This window comes from Phenylobacterium sp. (assembly GCF_022402485.1).
GTDB lineage: Bacteria > Pseudomonadota > Alphaproteobacteria > Caulobacterales > Caulobacteraceae > Phenylobacterium.
Map to the genome: position 1 here is coordinate 20,646 of NZ_JAKRSA010000002.1, position 23,667 is coordinate 44,312.

At 63.9% G+C, this 23,667-nt stretch carries 22 protein-coding genes; all 22 read right to left on the reverse strand.

Going from position 1 to position 23,667, the window contains the following annotated elements:
• Positions 1 to 29: 29 nt before the first annotated feature.
• Positions 30 to 647, reverse strand: a complete 618-nt coding sequence (locus MH112_RS00365) for an OmpH family outer membrane protein (protein ID WP_296562571.1) — start codon at positions 645 to 647, stop codon at positions 30 to 32.
• 4 nt (positions 648 to 651) lie between these two features.
• A complete protein-coding gene (bamA, locus tag MH112_RS00370) occupies positions 652 to 3,006 on the reverse strand; it encodes an outer membrane protein assembly factor BamA (protein WP_296562573.1) in 2,355 nt (784 codons plus the stop codon).
• A 29-nt stretch (positions 3,007 to 3,035) separates the two neighbouring features.
• The gene (locus tag MH112_RS00375; RefSeq protein WP_296562575.1) at positions 3,036 to 4,253 is read right to left on the reverse strand and encodes a M50 family metallopeptidase; all 1,218 of its coding nucleotides are present in this window, start codon (positions 4,251 to 4,253) and stop codon (positions 3,036 to 3,038) included.
• A gap of 17 nt (positions 4,254 to 4,270) precedes the next feature.
• Positions 4,271 to 5,482, reverse strand: a complete 1,212-nt coding sequence (dxr, locus tag MH112_RS00380; RefSeq protein WP_296562577.1) for a 1-deoxy-D-xylulose-5-phosphate reductoisomerase — start codon at positions 5,480 to 5,482, stop codon at positions 4,271 to 4,273.
• The gene (locus tag MH112_RS00385; protein WP_296562579.1) at positions 5,479 to 6,312 is read right to left on the reverse strand and encodes a phosphatidate cytidylyltransferase; all 834 of its coding nucleotides are present in this window, start codon (positions 6,310 to 6,312) and stop codon (positions 5,479 to 5,481) included. The genes dxr and MH112_RS00385 overlap by 4 nt, the downstream gene beginning before the upstream one ends.
• Positions 6,275 to 7,048, reverse strand: a complete 774-nt coding sequence (gene uppS / locus MH112_RS00390) for a polyprenyl diphosphate synthase (protein WP_296562581.1) — start codon at positions 7,046 to 7,048, stop codon at positions 6,275 to 6,277. The genes MH112_RS00385 and uppS overlap by 38 nt, the downstream gene beginning before the upstream one ends.
• Before the next feature lie 37 nt (positions 7,049 to 7,085).
• Positions 7,086 to 7,652 carry a ribosome recycling factor gene (gene frr / locus MH112_RS00395; RefSeq protein WP_296562583.1) on the reverse strand — a complete coding sequence of 189 codons (567 nt, stop codon included), beginning with the start codon at positions 7,650 to 7,652 and terminating at the stop codon, positions 7,086 to 7,088.
• Between the two features lie 40 nt (positions 7,653 to 7,692).
• Positions 7,693 to 8,418: a UMP kinase gene (gene pyrH, locus MH112_RS00400; protein WP_296562584.1), complete on the reverse strand. Its 726-nt coding sequence runs from the start codon at positions 8,416 to 8,418 to the stop codon at positions 7,693 to 7,695.
• Between the two features lie 98 nt (positions 8,419 to 8,516).
• Positions 8,517 to 9,452: a translation elongation factor Ts gene (gene tsf / locus MH112_RS00405; RefSeq protein ID WP_296562587.1), complete on the reverse strand. Its 936-nt coding sequence runs from the start codon at positions 9,450 to 9,452 to the stop codon at positions 8,517 to 8,519.
• A 102-nt stretch (positions 9,453 to 9,554) separates the two neighbouring features.
• Positions 9,555 to 10,355 (reverse strand): 30S ribosomal protein S2, encoded by an 801-nt coding sequence (gene rpsB / locus MH112_RS00410; protein WP_296562589.1) that lies wholly within the window; start codon positions 10,353 to 10,355, stop codon positions 9,555 to 9,557.
• Positions 10,356 to 10,547: 192 nt separating this feature from the next.
• A complete protein-coding gene (gene dnaE, locus MH112_RS00415; RefSeq protein WP_296562591.1) occupies positions 10,548 to 13,991 on the reverse strand; it encodes a DNA polymerase III subunit alpha in 3,444 nt (1,147 codons plus the stop codon).
• 27 nt (positions 13,992 to 14,018) lie between these two features.
• A complete protein-coding gene (gene sidA / locus MH112_RS14935; protein WP_365785714.1) occupies positions 14,019 to 14,111 on the reverse strand; it encodes a cell division inhibitor SidA in 93 nt (30 codons plus the stop codon).
• Positions 14,112 to 14,269: 158 nt separating this feature from the next.
• Entirely contained in the window at positions 14,270 to 14,962 is a 693-nt protein-coding gene (locus tag MH112_RS00420) for an ABC transporter ATP-binding protein (protein ID WP_296562593.1), read from the reverse strand.
• A complete protein-coding gene (locus tag MH112_RS00425; protein WP_296562609.1) occupies positions 14,955 to 16,190 on the reverse strand; it encodes a lipoprotein-releasing ABC transporter permease subunit in 1,236 nt (411 codons plus the stop codon). Before MH112_RS00425 ends, MH112_RS00420 begins: the two co-directional genes overlap by 8 nt.
• 35 nt (positions 16,191 to 16,225) lie before the next feature.
• The gene (gene proS / locus MH112_RS00430; RefSeq protein WP_296562595.1) at positions 16,226 to 17,542 is read right to left on the reverse strand and encodes a proline--tRNA ligase; all 1,317 of its coding nucleotides are present in this window, start codon (positions 17,540 to 17,542) and stop codon (positions 16,226 to 16,228) included.
• A 303-nt stretch (positions 17,543 to 17,845) separates the two neighbouring features.
• Entirely contained in the window at positions 17,846 to 18,106 is a 261-nt protein-coding gene (locus MH112_RS00435; RefSeq protein ID WP_296562597.1) for a DUF1467 family protein, read from the reverse strand.
• Between the two features lies 1 nt (position 18,107).
• Entirely contained in the window at positions 18,108 to 18,530 is a 423-nt protein-coding gene (gene mce / locus MH112_RS00440; protein WP_296562599.1) for a methylmalonyl-CoA epimerase, read from the reverse strand.
• Positions 18,531 to 18,571: 41 nt separating this feature from the next.
• On the reverse strand, positions 18,572 to 20,254 hold the full coding sequence (locus tag MH112_RS00445; protein ID WP_296562601.1) for a ribonuclease J: 1,683 nt from the start codon (positions 20,252 to 20,254) through the stop codon (positions 18,572 to 18,574).
• Positions 20,254 to 21,030 (reverse strand): type III pantothenate kinase, encoded by a 777-nt coding sequence (locus MH112_RS00450; RefSeq protein ID WP_296562610.1) that lies wholly within the window; start codon positions 21,028 to 21,030, stop codon positions 20,254 to 20,256. Before MH112_RS00450 ends, MH112_RS00445 begins: the two co-directional genes overlap by 1 nt.
• Positions 21,027 to 21,770, reverse strand: a complete 744-nt coding sequence (locus MH112_RS00455; RefSeq protein ID WP_296562603.1) for a biotin--[acetyl-CoA-carboxylase] ligase — start codon at positions 21,768 to 21,770, stop codon at positions 21,027 to 21,029. The genes MH112_RS00450 and MH112_RS00455 overlap by 4 nt, the downstream gene beginning before the upstream one ends.
• Position 21,771: 1 nt before the next feature.
• Positions 21,772 to 23,202 (reverse strand): NADH-quinone oxidoreductase subunit NuoN, encoded by a 1,431-nt coding sequence (nuoN, locus tag MH112_RS00460; RefSeq protein ID WP_296562605.1) that lies wholly within the window; start codon positions 23,200 to 23,202, stop codon positions 21,772 to 21,774.
• Positions 23,203 to 23,215: 13 nt separating this feature from the next.
• A partial coding sequence (locus MH112_RS00465; RefSeq protein WP_296562607.1) for a proton-conducting transporter membrane subunit occupies positions 23,216 to 23,667 on the reverse strand: 452 nt, incomplete at its 5' end.

Sequence of the window (23,667 nt, forward strand, 5' to 3'; positions counted from 1 at the left end):
AACCCGCGCCCCTTGGGCGAGTCGCTGGCTTATCTAGTCTGGGTGCCCGGAGCCGGCTGGTCCAGCCGTTCACGGTCGAAAGCAAACTGGGTGATCTTGGCGTTCAGCGCTGTAATGACGGCACCCGTGATGTCCATCTGCGGGTTCGCCAGGATCAGTGAATCGCTGCTGACCAGGATGGCGCACTGACGCTGCTGATAGACCTGACGGATGATCGGCTCCAGTTCCTGGCCAACCCGGCCAATGGCCTTGTTCTGGGTGGCGACCAGTTCCCGTTCCCGGAGGGCCGCCTTACGCTGGAGGGCGTTGGCCCGCACCTGCAGCGCTGCGCCACGGGATTCGAACGCGTCCTGACCAATGGTCGCCCGCTGCCCCTCGAGGGTCTTGGCGTCATTGGCAAGGGCGGTCTCTTCAGCCTTGAGTTCGGCCTCCACCTGGGTGGCAATCTGACCCATGCGGGTTCCGACGGCCTGCCCCACAGTGGACGCGCCAATGGCACCGTCCAGAGACATGACGCAGACCCCCGCAATGGCGGCGCCGTGAGTGACCTGCGGAGCGGCAGGTGCCTGCTGGGCTTGAGCGCCCGAAGCGAGCGCAAGGGCTAGCGCCGCAGCCGAAAGGCCAACGGCGAGGGTTTTGGTGGTCATGAAATCAGAACCTAGTTGAAGTGGAAAACCGGAAGGTTTCGGTCTTATCGTAATCTTCTTTGGCCAAAACTTGGCTGAAGTCGAAGCGGATCGGACCCATGGGTGAGCGCCAGAAGATGCTGACGCCCGCAGAGGCGCGTAGGGAGAGGTCGTCGACGATGTTGGGATCGACGACGCCGGTGATCGTCAGCTTATCCTCATCATCCAACAGGCCCAAGGTCCCGAAGTCAGAGAACACGGCCGCCTTCACCCCGTACTGTTCGGGCAGGAAGGTGGGAACCGTAAGCTCCAGGGTGCCGATGGCGTAGGCCTTGCCGCCCAGGGCATCACCCCGGCTGGAGTTCAGGTCCCGCCCGCCGATGCCCGCGGTTTCAAAGCCCCGGAAACTGTTGCCGCCCTTGTAGAAGCGCTCATTGACCCGGACCGTATCGCCGTTCCAGCCATCCACATAGCCAGCAGAGGCCGTCCCACTGAAAATGAAGCTTGGCGAGAAACCGTAATAAATACCGCCCTCAATCTCCGTTTTCAGATAGTTCACATCACCCCCAAGGCCCGCCAGGTCCTGATTGATGGCAGTGTAGAACCCGCGGGTTGGATTGATCGGATCGTTCCGCCGGTCCAGGCGCAGCCCGTAGCCGATCAGAGAGGTCACATAGGACCCCCGCTGCTGGCAAAGCGAGATCGAAACCACAGGGGAAGATGGGTCGCAGAAGTCGGCTGGAATCTCCACCTCATCCTGGCGAAGCGTATAGCGCGCCGAACCCCGGGAGTTCAGCGTCAATGGGAAGCCAATCCGAACACCGCCGCCGATGGTGTTGGTCCGGTAGGCCGAGAAGTCGGTGAGATCATAGCGGTAGGAGTAAAGGTCGACCCCTGCCCCGAGATCGCGGCCCATGAACCGGGGCTCGGTGAAGGAAAAATCGACCTGCTGACGGAGGGACCCGACAGATACCCTCGCCCGGACGTTCTGACCGCGCCCGCGGAAGTTCCGCTCAGTGACCCCAAGATCGAGGATCAACTGGTCTACGGAGCTGTAGCCCGCGCTGAACGACAGCTCGCCCGTCGGTTGCTCTTCGACCTGGACCTGCAACCCCGTGCGGTCAGGCGCCGACCCCTGAATTTCCTCAATGGTCACATCCTTGAAGAAGCCCAGCGCCCGAATCCGATTGCGCGATCGGTCCACAAGGACCCGATTATAGGCGTCGCCCTCGGCAAGGTTCATCTCGCGGCGAACCACATAGTCCAATGTGCGGGTGTTGCCGATGATGTCGATCCGCTCGACATAGACTCGCGGCCCCTCGTTCACCTGGAAGGTCACGTCCACGGTGCGCGCTTCGCGGTTGGGGGTATAGCGAGGGCGAACATCGACGAAAGCAAAGCCGGCGGCACCGGCCGCAAAGGTCAGGGTGTCTGTCGCCTGCTCAATGCGTTCATCCTGATAGATCTGGCCCGCGCGGATTGGCAGGATCTCTACCAGGAGTTCCTTGTTTAGCTTCTCGAGCTCAGTCGCCACCTCGATCTTGCCGAACTTGTATTCCGGGCCCTCATCGATCGTGTAGGTGATCACAAACCCGTTCTTATCGGGGGCGAGCTCGGCGATGGCCGAGATGATCCGGAAATCGTAGAAACCGCGGTTGCGATAGTGCTCGCGGAGCTTTTCCTTATCAAATTCAAGCCGATCTGGATCATAGTTCGCGTTGCTGGTGAACAGCTTGTACCAGGCGCTTTCCTCGGTCACGACCACATCGCGCAGATCGTTGTCGGAGAACTCCACATTGCCAATGAAGTTGGTGCGCAGGACGCCGCTCTTGGCCCCCTCGTCGATCTCAAAGATCACATCCACACGCTTCTGGGGCAGCTCAACGATCTTAGGGGAGACATTGGCCGAGATCCGCCCAGACCGGCGGTAAAGCTCGACGATCCGCTGAACATCCTGCTGAATACGAGCGCGGGTGAAAATCCCCCGGGGCCGCAGGGTGACTTCGTCCCGCAGCTTGTCTTCCTTCAGGCCGCGGTTTCCTTCGAAAATCACCCGATTGATGATTGGATTTTCGACGACCTCGACGATCACTTCCCCGCCCACAGCGCTGATGCGCACATCGGCGAACAGATCAGTGCGGTAGAGCGCCTTAAGCGCCAGATCCAGCTGAGCAGCATCAACGCGGTCGCCGGGCTGGATCGGCAGGTAGGATAGCACTGTGGCCTGCTCAATGCGCTCATTGCCCCGTACGGCGATGCGCTGGACAACCTCAGCCTGGGCCTGGGCGACGGCCACCGTCGGCGCCGTCAGGGCCGTGGAGGAGAGCAATAGGGCGAAGCCGGAAGCGAGCGCAGCGCTACGAGCGCGAGATCTTTGCATCTGATCAGCCGTTAAGGAGGAAGGCCAGCCTAGGAAAACAGGCCGCCGAGAAATTTGAACACGCGCAGTTGCTGCAGATCGTTCCAAGTGGCGAACAACATCAATCCGAGCAGCAGCGCAAGGCCTACACGATATCCTGCCGCCTGAACCTTGGCGGCAAGAGGGCGGCGCGCCACAGCCTCGTAGGCGTAGAAGACCAAGTGGCCCCCATCGAGGATGGGCACCGGCAACAGATTCATGAACCCGATACCGACAGAGAGTACGGCCGTCAGCCCGAGCAGCGCCACACCACTGCCGAGCAACATGGTGCCAATATCAGGCGCGCCCTGAGCACCAGACTGCGCCACCTGGCCCGAAGCCTGGGCAATCCGCAGGGGACCGCCCAGCTGGTCAGCACTCTCACGACCTGTGACCACGCGCCCCAGATAATAGACGGTGGTGGTCAGCACCCGCCAGGTCCGCTCCACTCCACCGGCAATCGCTTCAATCGGACCATAGCGGCGAACCGTGCGCTCGCCCATCTGCGCCGGGCTCGAGATCCCCAAGACACCGATCTTCTGCTCCCCGCCCATGCCGTCAGGCCTCACCCGACGTTCCGGCGTTGCGGTGAGCGTGACCTGTTGGCCCCCTCGGTCGACAACGAATGCGGTGGGGGCATTGGATCGGACCGCGATGATCTGCTGCAAGGCAAAGAAGTTCTCGATCTTCTGCCCATTGGCGCGAACGATGACGTCATCCACCATAAAACCGGCGCGCGCAGCCGGGCTACCCGCCTCAACGGCGGCGACCCGAGCCGGAATCACCGTCTCACCCACGCTCATCAGCAGAACGGCGAACAGAACAATGGCCAGAATGAAATTGGCTGCGGGGCCTGCCGCCGTAATGAAAGCTCGCTGTCCCACCGGCTTGAAATGGAAATAGCGGTTTGCCGCTCCAGGGCCTTGATCGGCGTCGATCCGCTGGCGCATCGCTTCAAGGTTGTCGTGGTCGGGAACGCTGGCGACGTTCTCATCCCCGGAGAATTTGACATAGCCCCCGAGGGGAATCCAACCGATGCGCCACTCCACACCCTGCCGGTCCCGCCAGCCAAAGATCCGGCGGCCAAACCCAATGGAGAACTGGTCTATGGCCACGCCGCAGGCGCGGGCGGCCCAATAATGTCCAAGCTCGTGAATGGTCACCACGACGGTGAGCACAAGCAGGAACGGGATGATGTAGGTCAGCGCGGTCTCAATGAGGCTGAACATCGAAAGGGGCTATGCTCCTATTGGGCCTGACGGGCGTCAGAAAGCCCGGCGGTGACGACCGAGGCGATGCGCCGGGCCGCTGCGTCTGTTTCCCGAGCTGATTCCAAGGCGTCCCCACTCGCGCCTGCGGCTAGCTCCCCCGTGCGCTCCAGTCGCTCCAGGGTCTCAGCCACCGTGGCGGCAATATCGAGAAAGCCGATCTTTCGGTCAAGGAAGGCCGCCACCGCCACTTCATTGGCGGCATTCAGCGCCCCAGGGGCCGCGCCACCGGCCGCCAGGGCTGCCTTGGCTAGCCCGAGAGCTGGGAACTTCTGGAGGTCCGGCTCTTCGAAGGTCAAAGGGCCCGACGTGACGAGTTCCAGGCGCGGCGCGGGCCACGGCAAGCGATCTGGCCAAGCAAAGGCGCAGGCGATGGGCGCGCGCATGTCTGGCGGCCCCAGCTGAGCCAGGGTCGAGCCATCGGCATATTCCACCATCGAGTGGATGATCTGCTGGTGATGGATCAAGACCTCAAGACGCTCCGGCGGCATGGAGAACAGATAGGCAGCCTCGATGATCTCCAGGCCCTTGTTCATCATGGAGGCGGAATCGACCGAAATCTTGGCGCCCATGCTGAAGTTTGGGTGGGCCACGGCCTGTTCAGGGGTGGCATGCGCCATCTGAGCCTTTGTCCAGGTCCGGAATGGCCCCCCCGATGAGGTCAGGATCACCCGCGAAACCTGAGCATTGGCGCGGGAGTCAAACACCTGGAAGATCGCCGAGTGTTCGGAATCCACGGGTATGACAACGCCGCCGGCCAGCTTCGCCGTCCTCAGCAGACCCGGGCCACCGCAAACAAGGCTTTCCTTGTTGGCCAGGGCGACCACGGCCCCGGCCCGGGCGGCAGCCAGGGTGGGGGCCAGCCCCGCAAACCCGACGATCGCCGACATCACCCACTGGGCGTCAGCCGCCGCAATCTCGGCGATCGCGGTGGCACCGGCGGCGGCCTGGATGCCCGACCCCTTCAGACGATCGCGAAGCTCTGGGAGCGCGGTCTCGTCCTCGATCACCGCCACCTGGGGCCGCCAGCGCAGGGCCTGCTCCGCCAGACGGGCGACATTGCGCCCGCCCGTCAGGCCAACCACCTCGACCTCGACCTTGGCCAGCTCAAACAGGTCTAAGGTCGAGAGGCCCACAGACCCGGTTGAGCCCAGGACGGTGACTTTCCTCGGAAGCGCATGGGCATTCATGTGAAGAGCTCCGCCAGACGCGCAATCGCCAGCACAAGCACGGCGAACATAAGGCCGTCGACCCGATCGAGCAGACCGCCGTGCCCAGGGATGAGGTCGCCAGAGTCCTTAACCCCAAATCGGCGCTTGAGCATCGACTCCCAAAGATCCCCACCCATGGTCGCCAGGCCGCCGGCCAAACCGATCACCGCGCCCGTCACCGGACCCATGGTCGCGCCGAACAGGGCCGAGCACAGGGCACCCGTGGCTGTCGCGGCCATCAGTCCGCCGGCAAAGCCAGACCAGGTCTTGTTTGGTGAAAATCGTGGCCAGAGCTTTGGCCCCTTCAGCACGCTGCCCACCAGGAATGCCGCGATGTCAGCCGCCCAGGTGATGGCAAAGAGCATGAGCACCCAAAGGGCCCCGTCGGGCGTCCCCCGCAGCCAGACCAGAGCCAGACAGGGCGCGCCAATATAGATCACCCCAAAGGCCGCATCTGCCGGCCGTTCGGCCACCCGCCGGGCGACCACGGCGGCGGCGGCGGCTCCAAACACCACAGCTGCCCAGGCTAGGGGGACGTAGCGCAGATAGATCAGAAAGACGCCGGCCAGCACCCCGATGAGCACGACGCTCAAAACCCGCAGGGGCGCCTTGGGCGCACTCATGCCAGCCCATTCGATGGACAGCAGCGCCACCCCCACGGAAATCAGCAGGAGGAACGGCACCCCACCCCACCAGACCGCGCCAACGGAGGCGGGCACCAGCACCAGGGCTGAGGCCGCACGGATGGCGAGGTTTGACCAGTCGAAGCGCTTAGCCGGTGGCAAGGGCGTCATCGGCGACAGCGCCATATCGGCGCTCGCGGGTGCGGAAGGCGTCTATGGCGGCTTTCAGATGTTCAGGGCCGTAATCTGGCCAAAGGACATCCTGGAAAATCAGTTCGGAATAGGCTGCTTCCCACAACAGGAAGTTTGACAGGCGTTGTTCGCCTGAAGGTCGCACAATCAGATCTGGCGGCGGCGTCGCCGAAGTCGACAAATATGCGGCAAATCGCGCTTCATCCAGGTCCTCAGGGCGAAGAAGCCCCGCCGACACATCCTGAGCGAATCGCCTAGCCCCCTCGGTGATGTCAGCTTGGCCGCCATAATTAAACGCGACCTGCAGAAAAAACTGATCGTTTCCGGCCGTCCGGCGCTCAGCCTCTTCGATAATCTGGATCAGATCTGCGTTGAGACCCTCCCTGCGCCCAATCACCCGGACGCGCACCCCTTCCCGCTCCAGCCGGCCAAGGTCACTTTCGAAATAGCGACGGGGCAAGGCCATCAGCTCGGCCACCTCGGCGGCGGGACGGCTCCAGTTCTCCGTCGAAAAGCCAAACACCGTGAGACAGCGAATATTCAGTTCGGGAGCCGCGGCCACCGTCCGCTTTAGCGCCTCAACTCCGGCGCGATGACCAAGGCTGCGGGGGAGGCCCCGCCGCTTGGCCCAGCGACCATTGCCATCCATGACCAGCGCCACGTGCAGAGCCTCGTCCGCCGAAGGATCGGCGGCCGGTCGTGCGGCATTCGGCTCTGGGCTGCGGGCCATGGGTTCCTCGGGCGTCCTTTGGCGACAGGCTAGCCGATCAGACCTGCATGATCTCTTGTTCTTTGACTTTCAAGGCTTCGTCCACGCGCTTGACCGCCTCATCGGTGAACTTCTGCACCTCGGTCTCCATGCGTTTCTGCTCGTCCTGGCTGATCACACCGTCTTTTTCGGCCCGCTTCAGGTCGTCATTGGCGTCACGACGGATGTTTCGGACGGCCACCTTCTGATGTTCGGCGTACTTCCCGGCGATCTTAACCAGGTCCTTCCGGCGCTCCTCGGTGAGGGGCGGGATCGGGATGCGCAGGGTTTGGCCATCCACCACGGGGTTCAAACCAAGGCCGCTGTTACGGATAGCCTTCTCCACCGAGACCGCAACGCCCTTGTCCCAGATGTTGACGGTCAGCATGCGGGGTTCTGGCACGCTGACAGCAGCGACCTGGCTGATGGGTACCGTTGCGCCATAGGCGTCGACCATGATCTGGTCCAGGAGCCCGGCGGACGCTCGTCCAGTGCGCAGGGAGGCAAACTCCTCCTTCAGGGCCAGAACGGCCTTATCCATTCGGTCCTTGTAGCTCGACAGAACCGGCTTCGGTGCGGCGGCCATAGGGCTCCTCCAGTGGATATCGGTTATCGGGACGAAAGGGTCAGGTGATCGTCGTAAAGACGCCCTGCCCCTTCAGCACTTTCAGAAAATTTCCCCGTTCGCGGATGGAGAAGACCACGATCGGGATAGCGTTGTCGCGCATCAGTGCGATGGCCGAGGCATCCATGACCCGCAGGTCCTGGGCCAGCACATCATGATAGCTGAGGGTCTCATAACGTACGGCCGCCGGATCCTTCTTCGGATCGGCAGTGTAAACCCCATCGACGCTGGTGCCTTTGAACAGCGCTTCACAGCCCATCTCGGCCGAGCGCAGGGCTGCGGGGGTGTCGGTGGTGAAGTAGGGTGCACCGAGGCCAGCGGCGAAAATCACCACCCGCCCCTTCTCCAGATGGCGCATGGCCCGGCGCCGGATATAGGGCTCGCACACCGCGTCCATAGGAATGGCCGACTGGACCCGAGTGAAGACGCCCTCTTTCTCCAGTGCGCCTTGCAAGGCCAGAGCGTTCATCACCGTAGCCAGCATGCCCATATAGTCGGCGCTGGACCGCTCCATGCCCTTACCGGCCAGAGAGACCCCGCGGAAGATGTTGCCGCCGCCGATCACCAGACAGAGTTCGACGCCATGGCTCACGACCTCGGCGATATCCTTGGCCACAGCCTCCAGTGTGTTCGGATCAATGCCGAACCCCTGCTCCCCCATCAGGACCTCACCGGAGACCTTCAGAAGGATCCGCTTGTAGCGCAGGTCAGGAGCTGTGGAGGGCATGGGGCGCGTCTTTCCGAATCTGGCGAGGGCAAGATAGCGCAAGGGCGCGGCACGCGTCGAACGCGGCCGCGCCCCGCAGTGTGGGACGTCCTTAGGGCTTAGGCCTGGCCGCTGAGTTGGGCCACTTCGGCCGCGAAGTCGTCGACCTTCTTCTCCACGCCGTCTCCGAGGCCAAAGCGCACGAAGCCGGTCATGGTCACCGGCGCGCCGGTTTCCTTGGCCAGTTCAGCGATCAGTTGCTCGACGGTCTGGTCGGGGTTCATGACGAAGGCCTGCTTCAAGAGCACGACTTCCTCGAAGAACTTCCGAATGCGGCCCTCAACCATCTTCTCGACCACGCCGGCCGGCTTGCCCGAAGCCAGGGCCTGCTCGGTGAAGATCGCCTTCTCCCGCTCGATGGCCTCAGGATCCAGGTCGTCGGTGGACAGCGACATCGGATTGGTGGCGGCCACATGCATGGCGATCTTGCGACCCACCTCCTGCAGCTTGGCCTGATCACCCGCACCTTCCAGGGCGACCAGCACGCCGATACGGCCGAGATCCGGGGCGGCTGCGGCGTGGATATAGGACGCGACAGCGCCTTGGGAGACCACCAAGCGAGAGGACCGCCGCAGCATCATGTTCTCGCCGATCGTCGCGATCAGGTTGGTGACCACGTCGGACACCACGTCGCCCTTGGCGGTTTTGGCCGCAGAGATGGCCTCAACGCCGTCCACGTCCAGCGCCACCAGGGCGATGTCTTTGGCGGCGGTCTGGAACAGCTCGTTGCGGGCCACGAAGTCGGTCTCGGCATTGAGCTCGACCACAACCCCGGTCATGCCCGCGCCATCCTTACGGACAGCCGCCGCCACCAGACCTTCAGCGGCCGCGCGATCGGACTTCTTGGCGGCCTTGGACAGGCCCTTGGTGCGCAGCCAGTCGATGGCGGCATCGATATCGCCACCGTTCTCCTGCAGCGCCTTCTTGCAATCCATCATGCCTGCGCCAGACTTTTCGCGCAGCTCTTTGACCAGCGCAGCGGTAATGTCCGCCATGGCTCGGCTCCCTTGGTCTAGAATCAACGGCTGGGCCTCTGGATAGAGCCCCAGCCGTCACAGTTTGATGTCGAAGTCCGCCCCTCCGGGGCAAACCATGTCTTAGCCCTGAGCGACTTCGCTTTCGGCGACCGCAGGCTCCGCCGCGGCCGTCATGGCCAGCGCCGGCTCCATGGGGGCCTCAGAAGCCCCCAGGTCCACACCAGCGGCCACCTGGCCGGCGGTGAGGCCGTCCAGAATGGCGTCAGCCATAAGGTCGCAATAGAGCTGCAGTGCACGCGCGGCGTCGTCATTGCCAGGGATCGGATAGGTGATGCCGGCCGGATCGCAGTTTGTGTCCAGGATGGCGATCACCGGAATGTTCAGCTTCCGGGCTTCCAGGATAGCGATCGCTTCCTTGTTGGTGTCGATCACGAACATCAGGTCGGGGATACCGCCCATGTCCTTGATCCCGCCCAGGGACAGTTCCAGCTTGTCCCGCTCACGGGTCAGTTGGAGCAGTTCCTTCTTGCCGCGACGGGCCCCCTCGCCCTCCAGCAGGCCTTCCAGCTCGCGCAGGCGGGCGATGGAGCCCGACACGGTGCGCCAGTTGGTTAGCGTGCCGCCCAGCCAGCGGTGATTGACATAGTATTGGGCGCAACGCTTGGCGGCCGCGGAGACCGGGTCAGAGGCCTGACGCTTTGTGCCCACGAACAGAATGCGACCGCCGCCGGCGGCCACGTCGCGGGCCTTGACCAGCGCCTGATGCAGAAGCGGGATCGACTGCGACAGGTCGATGATGTGAATGTTCGACCGCGAGCCGAAGATGTAACGTTCCATCTTCGGGTTCCAGCGGTGCGTCTGGTGACCGAAGTGGGCGCCAGCTTCCAAAAGCTGCCGCATGGAGAAGTCGGGAAGCGCCATGAATGGCTCCTTTTTCCGGTATGCCTCCGCAAGCCAAAACCCCTGTTTCCAGGAGCCCGGAACGGTAATCCAACGGGATGTCTCCCCGAGGATCGCCGCACGCCTGCGTGTGTGATGGGCGCGGCATAAGTCCAGACGCGCCAAAATGCAAGCCAATCAAGGCAAGACCGTCCGCAGCGCCGTCACTTGGGCCTAAAGATCTTCCACATAGAGGACCCCAGGCGCGGTCTTGAGCGCTCCGCGCATGGCACCGTCCAGGGTGAAGCGTCCGGGCAGCTTGACCTCGACCTCCCGCCCACCTTCCAGCGGCGCGGTGAGAATGATCTCGCCCCCCCGGGCGTTGGCCGCACCTTCCAGGCGACGCTTCAGCGCCTCGATCTCAGCGCTGCGGGGTGAGATGTGCACCCGCAGGCCCGCTACCGTATTCTCAATGGCCTTTTCCACGGGCTCGGCTTCGTCGCCGAAGAACCGCACCTCTCCGTCCCGGGCCTTGGCGCGGACCTTGATCGACACCGCACGGCCAGGCTCCAGCACGTCACGGCATCGGCGCAGGGATTCCGGCGGAAACAGCACCTCAAATTCCCCCGTCGGGTCCGACAGGGTGACGAAGGCAAACTTCTCACCGCTGGACTGGGAGGCCCGCTCCTGCTTGCGGCGCACCACGCCGGCCATACGGAACACCTCGGCACCCGCCTCGGCTTTGACGATGACCTCGGAAAGCAGCTCCGTGCGCCGGCGGCGCAGGGCCGGCACCATGTCCTCCAGGGGGTGCCCCGACAGATAGAAGCCGACGGCCGCCAGCTCCTCGTCGAGCCGTTCCACATGGGTCCACATCTCCGCCCGGGGCAGACGGGGTCGGCCGACGCCGGCCTGATCGCCGCCAAACAGGCTGGCCTGGGCCGAAGCCCGGTCGGCTGCCACGCTCTGGGCATAGGCGATCAGGGCGTCGGCGGCGGCGACCAGCTGCGCCCGGTTGGGATGGATGGCTTCGAACGCCCCGGCTCGGGCCAGGGTTTCGAAGGTCCGCTTGTTCACGTGACGGGGATCAACCCGCTCGACAAAATCGAAAATGTCGCGGAAAGGCCCGCCCTCCCGCCGGACCTCGGCCACATGCTGCATGGCCCCCAGACCCACATTGCGCACGCCCCCCAAGGCGTAGAGCACCTCACCGCCCTCGACCTCAAAGTCGGCACCGGAACGGTTGATGTCGGGGGCGCAGATCTTGACCCCGAACCGCTTGGCGTCCTGATAGAAGACCGCCAGCTTGTCGGTATTGGCGATATCCAGACTCATGGAGGCGGCGAAGAACTCCACCGGGGCGTTCGCCTTGAGCCAGGCCGTCTGATAGGACACCACGGCATAGGCCGCCGCGTGGCTCTTGTTGAAGCCGTAGCCTGCGAACTTGTCGACCAGCTCGAAGATGGAGGCCGCCTGGGCCTCCGGCACCCCACGCTCCGAGGCCCCGGCCACAAACATGGCCTTCTGCTGGGCCATCTCGTCCTTCTTCTTCTTGCCCATGGCTCGGCGCAGAAGGTCGGCGCCACCCAGGGAATAGCCCGCCAGGATCTGGGCGATCTGCATCACCTGTTCCTGATAGACGATAATCCCGTAGGTCTCCCGGAGCACCGGCTCCAGGGAAGGGTGTAGATAGTCGATGGTCCGACGCCCGAACTTGCAGTCGACAAAGGCTGGAATGTTGTCCATCGGCCCGGGGCGATAGAGCGCGCCCACAGCGGTGACGTCTTCGATGGAGTTCGGCCTCAGCTGGCGCAAGGTATCGCGCATGCCCTGCCCTTCCATCTGGAACACGCCGACCGTATGGCCAGCCGACATGAGCTCGTAGGTTTTCGCATCGTCCACGGGCAGGACGCCCATATCGACCCGAGCGCCCCGCTGATCGAGGAACTTCAGGGCCTTGTCGATCACCGTCAGGGTCTTGAGTCCGAGGAAGTCAAACTTCACAAGGCCTGCGCTCTCCACCCATTTCATATTGAACTGGGTGGCTGGCAGGTCCGAACGGGGGTCCTGATAGAGCGGTGTCAGTTCCGTGAGGGCGCGGTCGGCGATCACCACCCCGGCGGCGTGGGTTGAAGCGTTGCGATAGAGGCCCTCGAGCTTCAGCGCCACGTCCAGCAGCCGTGACACCGCCTCGTCCTCATCCCGGGCCGCCCGCAGACGCGGCTCGATCTCGATAGCCTTGGCCAGGGTGACCGGATTGGCCGGATTGGCCGGTACCATCTTGGCCAGTCTGTCGACTTGGCCCAGGGGCAGCTGCAGCACACGGCCGACGTCGCGCAGCACGGCCCGAGCCTGAAGGGTGCCAAAGGTGATGATCTGCGCCACCCGATCCCGGCCATAGCGCTGCTGCACATAGGCGATCACCTCTTCCCGGCGGTCCTGGCAGAAATCGATGTCGAAGTCGGGCATGGAGACCCGTTCGGGGTTCAAGAACCGCTCGAACAGCAGGCCATAACGCAGCGGGTCAAGATCGGTGATGGTCAGGGAATAGGCCACCAGGGAGCCGGCACCCGAGCCTCGCCCTGGGCCGACGGGGATGTCATGGGCCTTGGCCCATTTGATGAAGTCGGCAACGATCAGGAAGTAGCCGGGGAAGCCCATCTCGGCGATGACCCCGATCTCCCGGTCGAGCCGTTCAAAGTATTCTGCTTCAGTGGCGTGGCTGGCCTGACCTGCCGCGATCCGGCTCTTGAGTCCCTCACGGGCCTGATGGGCGAGCTCCTCAGCCTCGGTCCGATCACCTTCGGTGGGGAAGCGCGGCAAAATGGGGTCGCGCTTGCGGACCATGAAGGCGCACCGCCGCGCAATCGCCAGGGTGTTATCACAGGCTTCCGGCAGATCGGCAAACAGCGCCCGCATATCAGCCGCCGGCTTGAACCAGTGCTCTGCGCTCACCCTTCGCCGCTCGTCCTGTCCTACGAAGGCACCATCGGCGATACACAGCAGCGCGTCATGGGCCGCATGCATGTCTGGCAGCGCGAAATGGGCGTCATTGGTAGCCACCAACGGCACGTCCATCTCATAGGCGAAGGCCACGAGTTCCGGTTCAGCCAGGGCTTGCGCCGCAAGGCCGTGGCGCTGGAGCTCGACATAGAACCGGTCGCCAAACACCCGGTGCATTTCAGCAAGGGCAGCCCGGCCTTCGGCTATCTTGCCCGCGGCCAACAGGGGATCAGCCGGTCCGTCACAGCCCCCGGACAACAGGATGAGGCCGTCGGCATGGTCGACCACCTTGGCCCAGGTGACGGCGGGTTCGTCCATCCCGCCAACACTGTCGATATAGGCCATGGACGACAGCCGTGAGAGGTTCAGATAGCCCTCTTCTGTCTGGGCCAGGAGGACGATGGTCGGGGTCTTGGCCCACCTGTCGGGCTGACGCTCACCAATCCCGGTGACGGCCAGAGCGCACCCGACAATCGGCTGGACCCCCTGGCCTTGGGTGGCGACGGAGAATTCCAGGGCACCGTAGAGATTGGTGCGATCGGTCAGGGCGACAGCCGGCATTTCATTGGCCGCAGCCAATACGCCCACGGCGTCGGCCTTGATGGCCCCTTCCAGCAGGGAGTAGGCCGAGCGCACCCGCAGGTGAACGAAGCCGCCGTCCTGCTGGTGTTCCATCCTCGCCTCCCCGGCTTAAGCCCTAGCCTAGCCCACCAGAAAGGCGAACTGACAGACAACCCACACGAACCCTGCCACAGCGACAAAAGCCAGCGATTCCCGAGCCAGATGAATGACCATAACGTCCCCCTTGTGGATGTTCCGTTTATGTTCTTATTCTGGTTTTGTTCTCCCCGTCAAGGGTGCTCGTCGCGCCAAGACGCACCTCCACCGGCAAGCCGGGGCCGAGAAGGTCCTTCGATCATCCAGGTCACCTGAACCTGACGATCAAGACCGACCTAGAACAGGGACTGCGATTCCAGATGCCCGTCCTTGAGGGCCAGGACCCGATCCATATGACGGGCCAGTTCCAGATTGTGGGTGGCGATCACCGCCGCCACACCGGTTTCGCGGGCCAGGCGATAGAGGCTCTCGAACACCTCGCTCGAGGTGGTGGGGTCAAGGTTTCCGGTGGGCTCATCGGCCAACAGGAGGCGCGGGGCATTGGCCAGGGCCCTAGCCAAAGCCACCCGCTGCTGCTCGCCCCCCGACATCTGGGCTGGCTGATGATCCACCCGCCTGGCCAGACCCAGTTGCCCCAGCAGTCCACCGGCTCGCGCCCGGGCGCTCTCATGGTCGTGGCCGGCGATCATCAGAGGCAAGGCCACATTGTCCAGCGCGCTGAACTCAGCCAGCAGGTGGTGGAACTGGTACACGAACCCGATGGAGCCGAGCCGCACGCGGGTGCGGGCACGCTCGCTTAGGGTCGTACAGTCGCGGCCCTCAATGAAGATCTGCCCGGCATTGGGTCGCTCCAGCAGGCCAGCAGCATGGAGCAGTGAGGACTTGCCAGATCCTGAGGGACCGATCAGGCCGACGATCTCGCCGGGATAGACGTCGAGATCGACGCCCTGCAGCACCGTCAGACGTCGGTCGCCCGTCGCATAGGTGCGCTCCAGGCCGCGCACGGAAAGAACAGGCGCCTCACTCATAGCGAAGGGCCTCCACAGGATCGAGGCGGGAGGCCCGCAGGGCTGGCGGCAGAGTGGCGAGGAATGAGACCGCCAGCGCCCAGCCGACCACGATCAAGACCTCGACGGTGTCCACCTTGGCCGGGATGTGCGCCAAGTAATAGATGTCTGAGCTGAACACCTCTGCCCCGGTCGCCCACTCCACGGCGTTCTGAATGGGCCCGATGAAAACACAGAACAGGACCCCCAGGATCAGCCCCACCAGGGTTCCCAGCACCCCCACCGAGGCCCCGGCCATGAAAAAGATGCGCAGGATGGCACCGCGACCAGCCCCGATGGTGCGCAGGATGGCGATGTCGCGGCCCTTGTTCTTCACCAGCATCACAAGGCCGGAAATAATGTTCATGGCCGCAATGGCGACGATGAGCATCAGGATCAGGCGCATGACATTGCGTTCGATCTTCAGGGCGTTCCAGAAGCTGGCATTGCGCTGAGTCCAGTCGGTGACGATCGCGGCGGGGCCCGCCAGATCGGCAATGGCCGCCTTCATGGCCGGCGCCTTGTCGGGATCAGCGACGCGGATCTCCACCACGTCGACCATGCCTTCCCGCGCAAAGAACAGCTGGGCCTGCTCCAGGGGCATGTAAATGAACAGCTGATCGTATTCGCTCATACCAACACTGAACGTGCCGCCCACCGTGTAGGTCTTGCGCTGCGGCGTGTAGCCAAACGCCGTCGCCCCCCCGCTGGGCGAGATCAGAGTAAGGGCATCGCCAGGCTGGACCCCAAGGGTCTCTGCCAGCCGATCGCCGATGAGGATCAGATCGCCGCCGTACTCCCCTGCCCCAAACCCCTCGAGGGACCCTCGGACGATGTTTCCAGAGACAATCTCGGTCCGCCTCAGGTCGGGCTCGCTGATGCCCCGGACCACCACGCCGCTGATCTGGCCCTGGCCCAGCGCCATGGCCTGGGCCTCCACCAGAGGGGAGGCCTGGGTCACCCCATCCAGGGCCGCAATCTCCCCGGCCAGGGTCTGGACCTCAGGATCATAAAGGGAGCCGCCGCCCACATAGATGTGACCGTTGAACCCCAGGGTCCGGTCGAGAAGCTCCGTCCGAAATCCGTTCATCACCGACATGACGATGATCAGAACGGCAACGGCGAGCATGATGCCGACAAAGGAAATGATCGAGATCAGCGCCACGCCGCCCTGGCTGCGCTTGGCGCGCAGATAACGGCCGGCGAGCATCCGCTCCCATCGGCCAAAGGGCGACGCGACCCCGGTCACGTGAGGATCGCCTGCAGGGCGTCTTCCAGGGACAGGGACTGGCGCTCGCCCGTGGCCCGCCGCTTGATCTCCACCTTGCCCTCAGCGACGCCCTTGGGGCCGATGATCAGCTGCCAGGGCGCACCGATCAGGTCCATGGCCGCAAACTTGGCACCGGGACGCTCATCGGTATCGTCCAACAGGGGATCTTTGCCCGCGTCACGCAGCGCGCCATAGGCCTGCTCGCATGCCAGGTCCACCGCCGAGTCGCCGGGCCGCAGATTGATCACCGCCACGCCAAACGGTGCCACAGCGTCAGGCCAGATGATCCCGGCCCCATCGTGACTGGCCTCAATAATCCCGCCCACGAGGCGAGACACCCCCACGCCATAGGAACCGCCATGGATCGGCCGCTCCTGGCCGTCCGGGCCCGTCACGACCGCCCGCATGGGCTTGGAATACTTCTCACCGAAATAGAAGATATGCCCCACCTCAATGCCCCGGGCCGACAGGCGGTCAGCTTCGGGAACCTCGGCCTCGAACCGGGCCTGCTCGTGCATGTCCTCAGTCGCCGCATAAAGGGCGGTACGCTGATCCACGATGGCCTGCAGATCGCCGTCCCAGTCCACATCTCCCGGCGCGGGCATTTCCACCAGGTCCCGATGACAGAAGACCTGGCTCTCGCCGGTGTCGGCCAGGATGATGAACTCATGGCTGAGATCGCCGCCGATGGGGCCAGGATCGGCGCGCATGGGCACAGCCTTCAAACCAAGCCTGGAGAAGGTGTTCAGATAGGCGACGAACATCCGATTGTAGGACCGCCGCGCTGCGGCCTCGTCCACGTCAAAGGAATAGGCGTCCTTCATGAGGAATTCGCGGCCGCGCATGACGCCGAACCGGGGGCGGCGCTCGTCACGGAACTTCCACTGAATGTTGTAGAAGTTCTTCGGCAACTCCTTGTAGCTTTTGACATGTGCCCGGAAGATCTCGGTGATCACTTCCTCTGCGGTCGGGCCGTAGAGCAGGTCGCGCTCATGCCGGTCCTTAATGCGCAGCATCTCATCGCCATAGTCGTCATAGCGTCCGCTCTCACGCCACAGATCGGCCAACTGCAGGGTCGGCATCAGGACCTCGATGGCCCCGGCCCGGTCCATTTCCTCGCGGACGATCTGCTCGATCTTCTTGAGCACCCGCAGGCCCAGCGGCAACCAGGCATAGATGCCAGCGGCCTCCTGCCGGATCATCCCGGCGCGCAACATCAGCTGATGGGACGCAATCTGGGCGTCAGAGGGCGCCTCGCGCAGCGTGGGAATGAAATAACGTGACAGACGCATGCGACGGGCCTTCGGATACGAAACTCGAACGGGAGGCCCTGATTAGCCCCGTGCGTCCGACCTTGGCAATCGAAGCGGCGAAAAGAAGGCCGCCTGCCATGGGCGGGCGGCCCTCAAGTTGGTCATCGGGGAAAACGCGCGCAAGCCGGCCGGACCGGTTTGGCTGTCTTCAATGTAACCGCCGTAACATCGCCATGACATCTCAGCCGGTCGCGGCGGCGCGACGGGAACGGCAACGCCCAATTTCCAGGCGACCAGCGCGAATCTGAGCCTAGAACGTGCGCAAAGTAGGCACCGCCTACCTCAGAAGTTCGGCGCGGAGTTCGGCATCGGGATCAGACCAAACCGGATCACCACGTAGACGATCACAAAGATGATCGCCGAGACCCAGGTGGTGGTGAGAAATTTCTTCTTCAGCTTGGGATCAACCGGAGCGCCGGGGTCCCCCCCGTCTCCCTTATCGATACCCGCCTCGGCGTGACTGGTGACACCCAGAGGCAGAATGGTGAATAGCACCACCCACCAGATGATCAGATAGATAGCGATGGCCGTTGTGATGCCCATCTCAATGGTGCTCCTTGGGGGTTTCCATCAGCTCCACAAGGACGCCGCCCATGTCCCTGGGGTGCACGAAGATGACCGGCGTCCCATGGGCACCGATGCGCGGCTCTCCGGTCCCCAGGACGGTGGCGCCCTTGGCCTTCATCTCGTCACGGGCCGCCAGGATATCCTCCACCTCAAAGCAGATATGATGCTGACCCCCGGCCGGATTCTTGGCCAGGAAGCCCTTGAGGGGGGAGTTGTCACCCAGGGGCTCGATCAGCTCGATCTGCGAGTTCGGCAGATTGACAAAGCAGACCCAGACGCCCTGCTCCTCCATCGCCCACTTCTCGGTGATGGAGGTCGCCCCCAGGACGTCGCGATAGAGCGCAACAGCCTTGTCGATGGAGGGCGTGGCGACGCCCACATGGTTCAGTTTCCCGATCATGCTTTCAGCTATACGCCGGCTGACCCCAGGACGCGAAGTCCCTAAAGTCGAAGCACCGTGGTCTCCACCACCGGTCGGCGGCCCCAGATCCTTTGGCAAGCCTTCTTGACGGCTCGGGACATGGCCGTCTCGACGGTCTCATCATTGTCCCGGTCGGCCCCGGAAAGGCGGGCCAAGGCGCGCTCAGCCTCTTCAGCCAGATCATCCAAGGCCTCGTCGAGGGGGTAGTCTTCGTCGGCGGGCATGCCGATGGCCCGCACCTGGGGACCAGAGGTGATCTTCCCGCGACCGTCCAGCACCACAGCGACCGTCACAACGCCATTGTGCGCAGCATGCCGGCGCGCACGCAGGGCTTCGCCATTCTCACTGACCACCACCTTGGCGTCCACATAGAGGCGCCCAGACGGGGTCTCATCGATGATCTCCGCGCGCCCGGGCGCCAGACGCACCATGTCGCCATTGCGGGGCGCCACGGCTTGGGGAACCTGAAGATCCCGGGCAAAGGCGGCGTGCTCAAGGAGATGGCGGCGCTCTCCATGGGTCGGGATAGCGATCTGCGGCCGCGCCCAGGCATACATGCGCGCCAGCTCGTCCCGGCAGGGGTGGCCCGATACATGGATGCCGGGGTGATCATTGTCGGTGTAGAGCCGCACCCCACGATCGGCCATGCGGTTCTGCAGATTGCGAATGGCAATCTCATTGCCCGGAATGACCCGGGAGGAGAAGACGCAGGAATCGCCCTTGCCAAGGTTCACGTGGGGGTGGGTCCCGTCAGAGATCCTCGACAGGGCCGCCCGGCCCTCTCCCTGGCTGCCGGTGCAGAGATAGAGGATGGAGTCAGCCGGGAAGTAGCCGGCCTCACTCTCATTGACGAAGTCCTTGAGCCCTGAAAACAGACCCACCGAGCGCGCCGCTGCAGCCATACGGTGCATGGAGCGTCCCACCAGGCACACCCGGCGGCCATTGGTCTCCGCGGCCCGGATCACCGAGTCCATCCGTGCGACATTGGAGGCAAAGCAGGCCACGGCGACCTTGCCCTTCAGCTCGCCGATCAGTCTGGCCAGGGCGTCGCGCACGTCAGCCTCTGAGCCCGATTCCCCATCCACAAAGACATTGGTGGAATCACAGACCATCGCCAGGACACCCTCGTCCCCCAGCTGTCGGATAAAGGTCTCATCGGTGGGTGCGCCGAGGACGGGATCAGGATCGATCTTCCAGTCCCCGGTGTGCAGCACCGTGCCCAGGGGCGTGCGGATGGACAGGCCGTTGGGCTCGGGGATCGAGTGGGTCAGGGTGATCAGATCGATCTCAAACGGACCCAGCGTTACCCGGCCCCCCAGGGGCACCACATTGATCTCCACCTGACCCTCAAGGCCGCCCTCCCGGAGCTTCTCCCGCAGGAGAAAGGCGGTGAAAGGGGTCGCATACAGCGGCGCACGTAGGCGGGGCCACAGCCAGGCCACCGCGCCAATATGGTCTTCATGGGCATGGGTCAGAACAATGCCGAGGATGTCGTCGGCATGCTCCTCGATGAAGGTTGGGTCCGGCAGGATCAGGTCTACGCCCGGGGTGGTCAGATCACCGAAAGTGACCCCGAGATCGACGATGATCCATTTGCGGGCATGGGGTGGGCCAAAGCCGTAAAGGTTGAAGTTCATCCCGATCTCGTTGGACCCTCCTAGCGGAAGGAAGACGAGCTCGTCCTGGGTCTTGTTGGCAGCCATCAGGCGCCTCCGGAATTGCGGCGATGGATCTCAAGCAGACCCCGAATGGTCAGGTCAGGATCGAAATGATCGATCGCCAGACTGGCCCCATGGAACAGCGATGCGACACCGCCGGTTGCGATCACGGTCAGGGGCTCTGGCCACTCTGACTTGATCCGGCTGATCAGGCCCTCAATCAGGGCGATATAGCCCCAGAAGACCCCCGACTGCATGGCGCCCACCGTGTCCTTGCCGATCACCCTTTGCGGGCGCTGGATGGCGACCCGGGGCAGCTTGGCGGCGGCCGCATGCAGGGCCTCCATGGACAGATTAATCCCGGGCGCGATGACACCGCCTTCGAACCCGCCGTCTGCGGCGATGACATCGAAAGTGGTGGCCGTGCCGGAGTCGATCACGATCAGAGGGCCCTCATAGACCATATGCGCCCCGATAGCGTTCACCAGGCGGTCAGCACCGGCCTCCGAGGGCTTATCGATGCGCACGGCGATGCCCAGTTCGGCGTTCTCACCGATGACCAGGGGTTCCACATGGAGATACCGGCGCGACAGATTGCGCAGGTTGAAGATCGACTGCGGCACCACGCTGGAGATGATGCAGGCGTCCAGGATATCGAACTTGAGCCCGGCCATCTGCAGCAGTTGCGAGAGCCAGACAGCATACTCATCAGCGGTACGCGTCGAATCCGTGGCGGCGCGCCACTGTGCGATCCAGGTCTTGCCGTCATGAACGGCGAAGAGGGTGTTGGTGTTGCCCTGTTCGATGGCCAGCAGCATCAGGCGTCTCCAAAGAAAACATCACCGGCAGTGATCCGGCGGATCTGACCGTCCGCAAGACGCAACCTTAAGGCTCCGTCTGCATCTATCCCCTCGGCGACCCCCTCCACAGTTTCCTGGGGCAGCCGGGCGCTACAGGCCTGGCCAAGCCCGTGGGCCTTCCGGGTCCATCCCTCGGCAATGGCTGAGAACCCGCGGGTCGACCAGAGCAACCGCCAAGCCTCAAACGCACCAGCAAGGATGCTCAAGGCCATCTGTGGGGTCGGTGGAGGAACCGCCATATGTTCTGCAAAGGTCGTCGAGGGCCGCTCAGCCGACTGAGGACCGGTCACCAGATTGATCCCAATGCCCACAGCCATCCAAAGCTGTCCGTCGGGGCGAGGTCCAGACTCCACGAGGATGCCGGCAGCCTTGCGGCCGCCGATTAGCAGATCGTTGGGCCACTTCACGCTGACCTTTTCAGGTGCCACGAAGGCCTCGGCCAGATCAGCCGCCGCAAGCGCGGCGACGAAGGACAGCTGCGCGGCTTCCGCGGCGGGACGGTCGGTGGTCATCAGCAGGGTGGCAGCCAGGTTGCCGGTCCCGGTCTCCCAGGTCCGCCCCCGTCGGCCCCGGCCTGCGGTCTGATGCAAGGCCGCAATCCAGCCGGCGCGCGCCTCCCCGGCCTCGGCCCGGCGGCGGGCTTCGGCGTTGGTGGAATCGAGCTCGTCGTAAAACGCGATCGGCGGGTGAGCGGAAGCCAAATCAGGCCAGGCCGAAGGCGGTGGCCGCCGCCGCCGCCAGCGGATCAAGGAACACCAAGGCGACGAGGACGATGGGGAATGTGAACAGCGCCAGTCCCAGGGCGATGACCCGGGCCTCCAGCGGGGGCGCATCGGTGGTCCCCGCAGAGGCGTCGAACCACATCACCTTGATCAGGCGCAGATAGTAGAACGCCGCCACCACGCTGCCCACCAGGGCGATCACCGCCACAATCCCAAGCCCGGCGTCTATGGCTGCACTGAACACATAGAACTTAGCCCAGAAGCCCGAGAAGGGCGGCAGTCCCAGGGCAGACAAGGCAAAGGCGCTCATGGCCAGGGCGATGCCCGGCCGCTCCTTGAACAGACCGGCCATGTCCGAGATCGTCTCCATCGGCCGGCCCTCCCGCGACAGGGCGGCCAGACAGGCGAAGAAGCCCGTCACGTCGACCATATAGAGGACCATGAACACCAGCATGGCCTGTATGCCGGCGGCGTCTCCCGACGCCAGGCCCAGAACCGCGTAGCCAATGTTGGCGATGGAGGAATAGGCCCACAGACGCTTCAGATTGGACTGGGCAAGACCGGCGAAGGCGCCCACGGCCACCGAGGCCAGGGCCACGATCACCAGGATCTGGCGCCACTGCTCAGCCGCCCCGCCGAAGCCTTCGGCCAGCACCCGGGCAAACAGCACCATGGCGGCCATTTTCGGCGCCGCACTGATGAAGGCCACCACAGGGGTGGGCGCGCCCTCATAGACATCCGGGGTCCACATGTGGAACGGTGCGGCGGAGATCTTGAAGGCCAGCCCGCACATCAGGAATACGAGGCCAAACAGCACGCCCACATTGGCGCCGCCCTCAACCGCCTGGGCGATCACGGTGAAGTGGGTCGAGCCGGCGAAGCCATAGATCAGGGACGCGCCATAGAGCAGCAGACCCGACGAAAGCGCCCCCAGCACGAAGTACTTCAGGCCAGCCTCTGAGGCTTTGGCATTGTCCCGATGGATCGCCGCCAGGACATAGAGGGCCAGGGATTGCAGTTCGATGCCGATATAGAGCGAGATGAGGTCCCCGGCCGAGGCCATCATGCCCATGCCCAGGGCGGCGATGACGATCAGAATCGGGAACTCGAAATTGTTGATACCCCGGCGCTGGAACCAGGGCTGGCCAAGCGGGATGGCGATGGCGCTGGCGGCATAGATGGCCACCTTGGCGAAGGCCGAGGCCTGGTCGGCGATCAGGCCTCCGGAGAAGCCACGCCCCATGGGGCCAAAGATCGCCGCAACCCCCGCCGCAATCAGCAGGGCAACCGCCGCGGTGCTGAACACCGCATTGGCCCGGCTTTGGAAGGCCCCCCAGACCAAGAGGACCAGCGCGCCACAAGCCAGGATCACTTCAGGAAGGGCAAGGCTCAGTTCAGTGGAAAAACTCATCTCAAAAGCCCCCTCACCCGCCGGTCGCGGCGCGGTAGACCGCGACCAGATTGTCGACCGAGGCCTGGGTGTAATCGAATACGGCGGCCGGATAGATGCCGAGATAGAGGGTGCCGACGATCAAGGGGACAAAGATCGCCACCTCGCGCCAGTCCAGATCCTTGATCCCGGCCAGGGCCGGATTGGTGATTTCGCCGAAGATCACCCGGCGATAGAGGGTCAGGGCATAGACCGCTGACAGGATGACGCCAGTGGCCGCCACGATCGCCGTCCAGGTCGAGACCTCATAGGCCCCCGCCATGGTGAGGATCTCGCCCACAAAGCCCGACGTGCCCGGCAGCCCCACATTGCCCATGGTGAACAAGAGGAAGATGGCCGCATAGACCGGCATCCGGTTCACAAGACCGCCATAGAAGGCGATCTCGCGGGTGTGCATCCGGTCATAGACCACCCCGACGCAGAGGA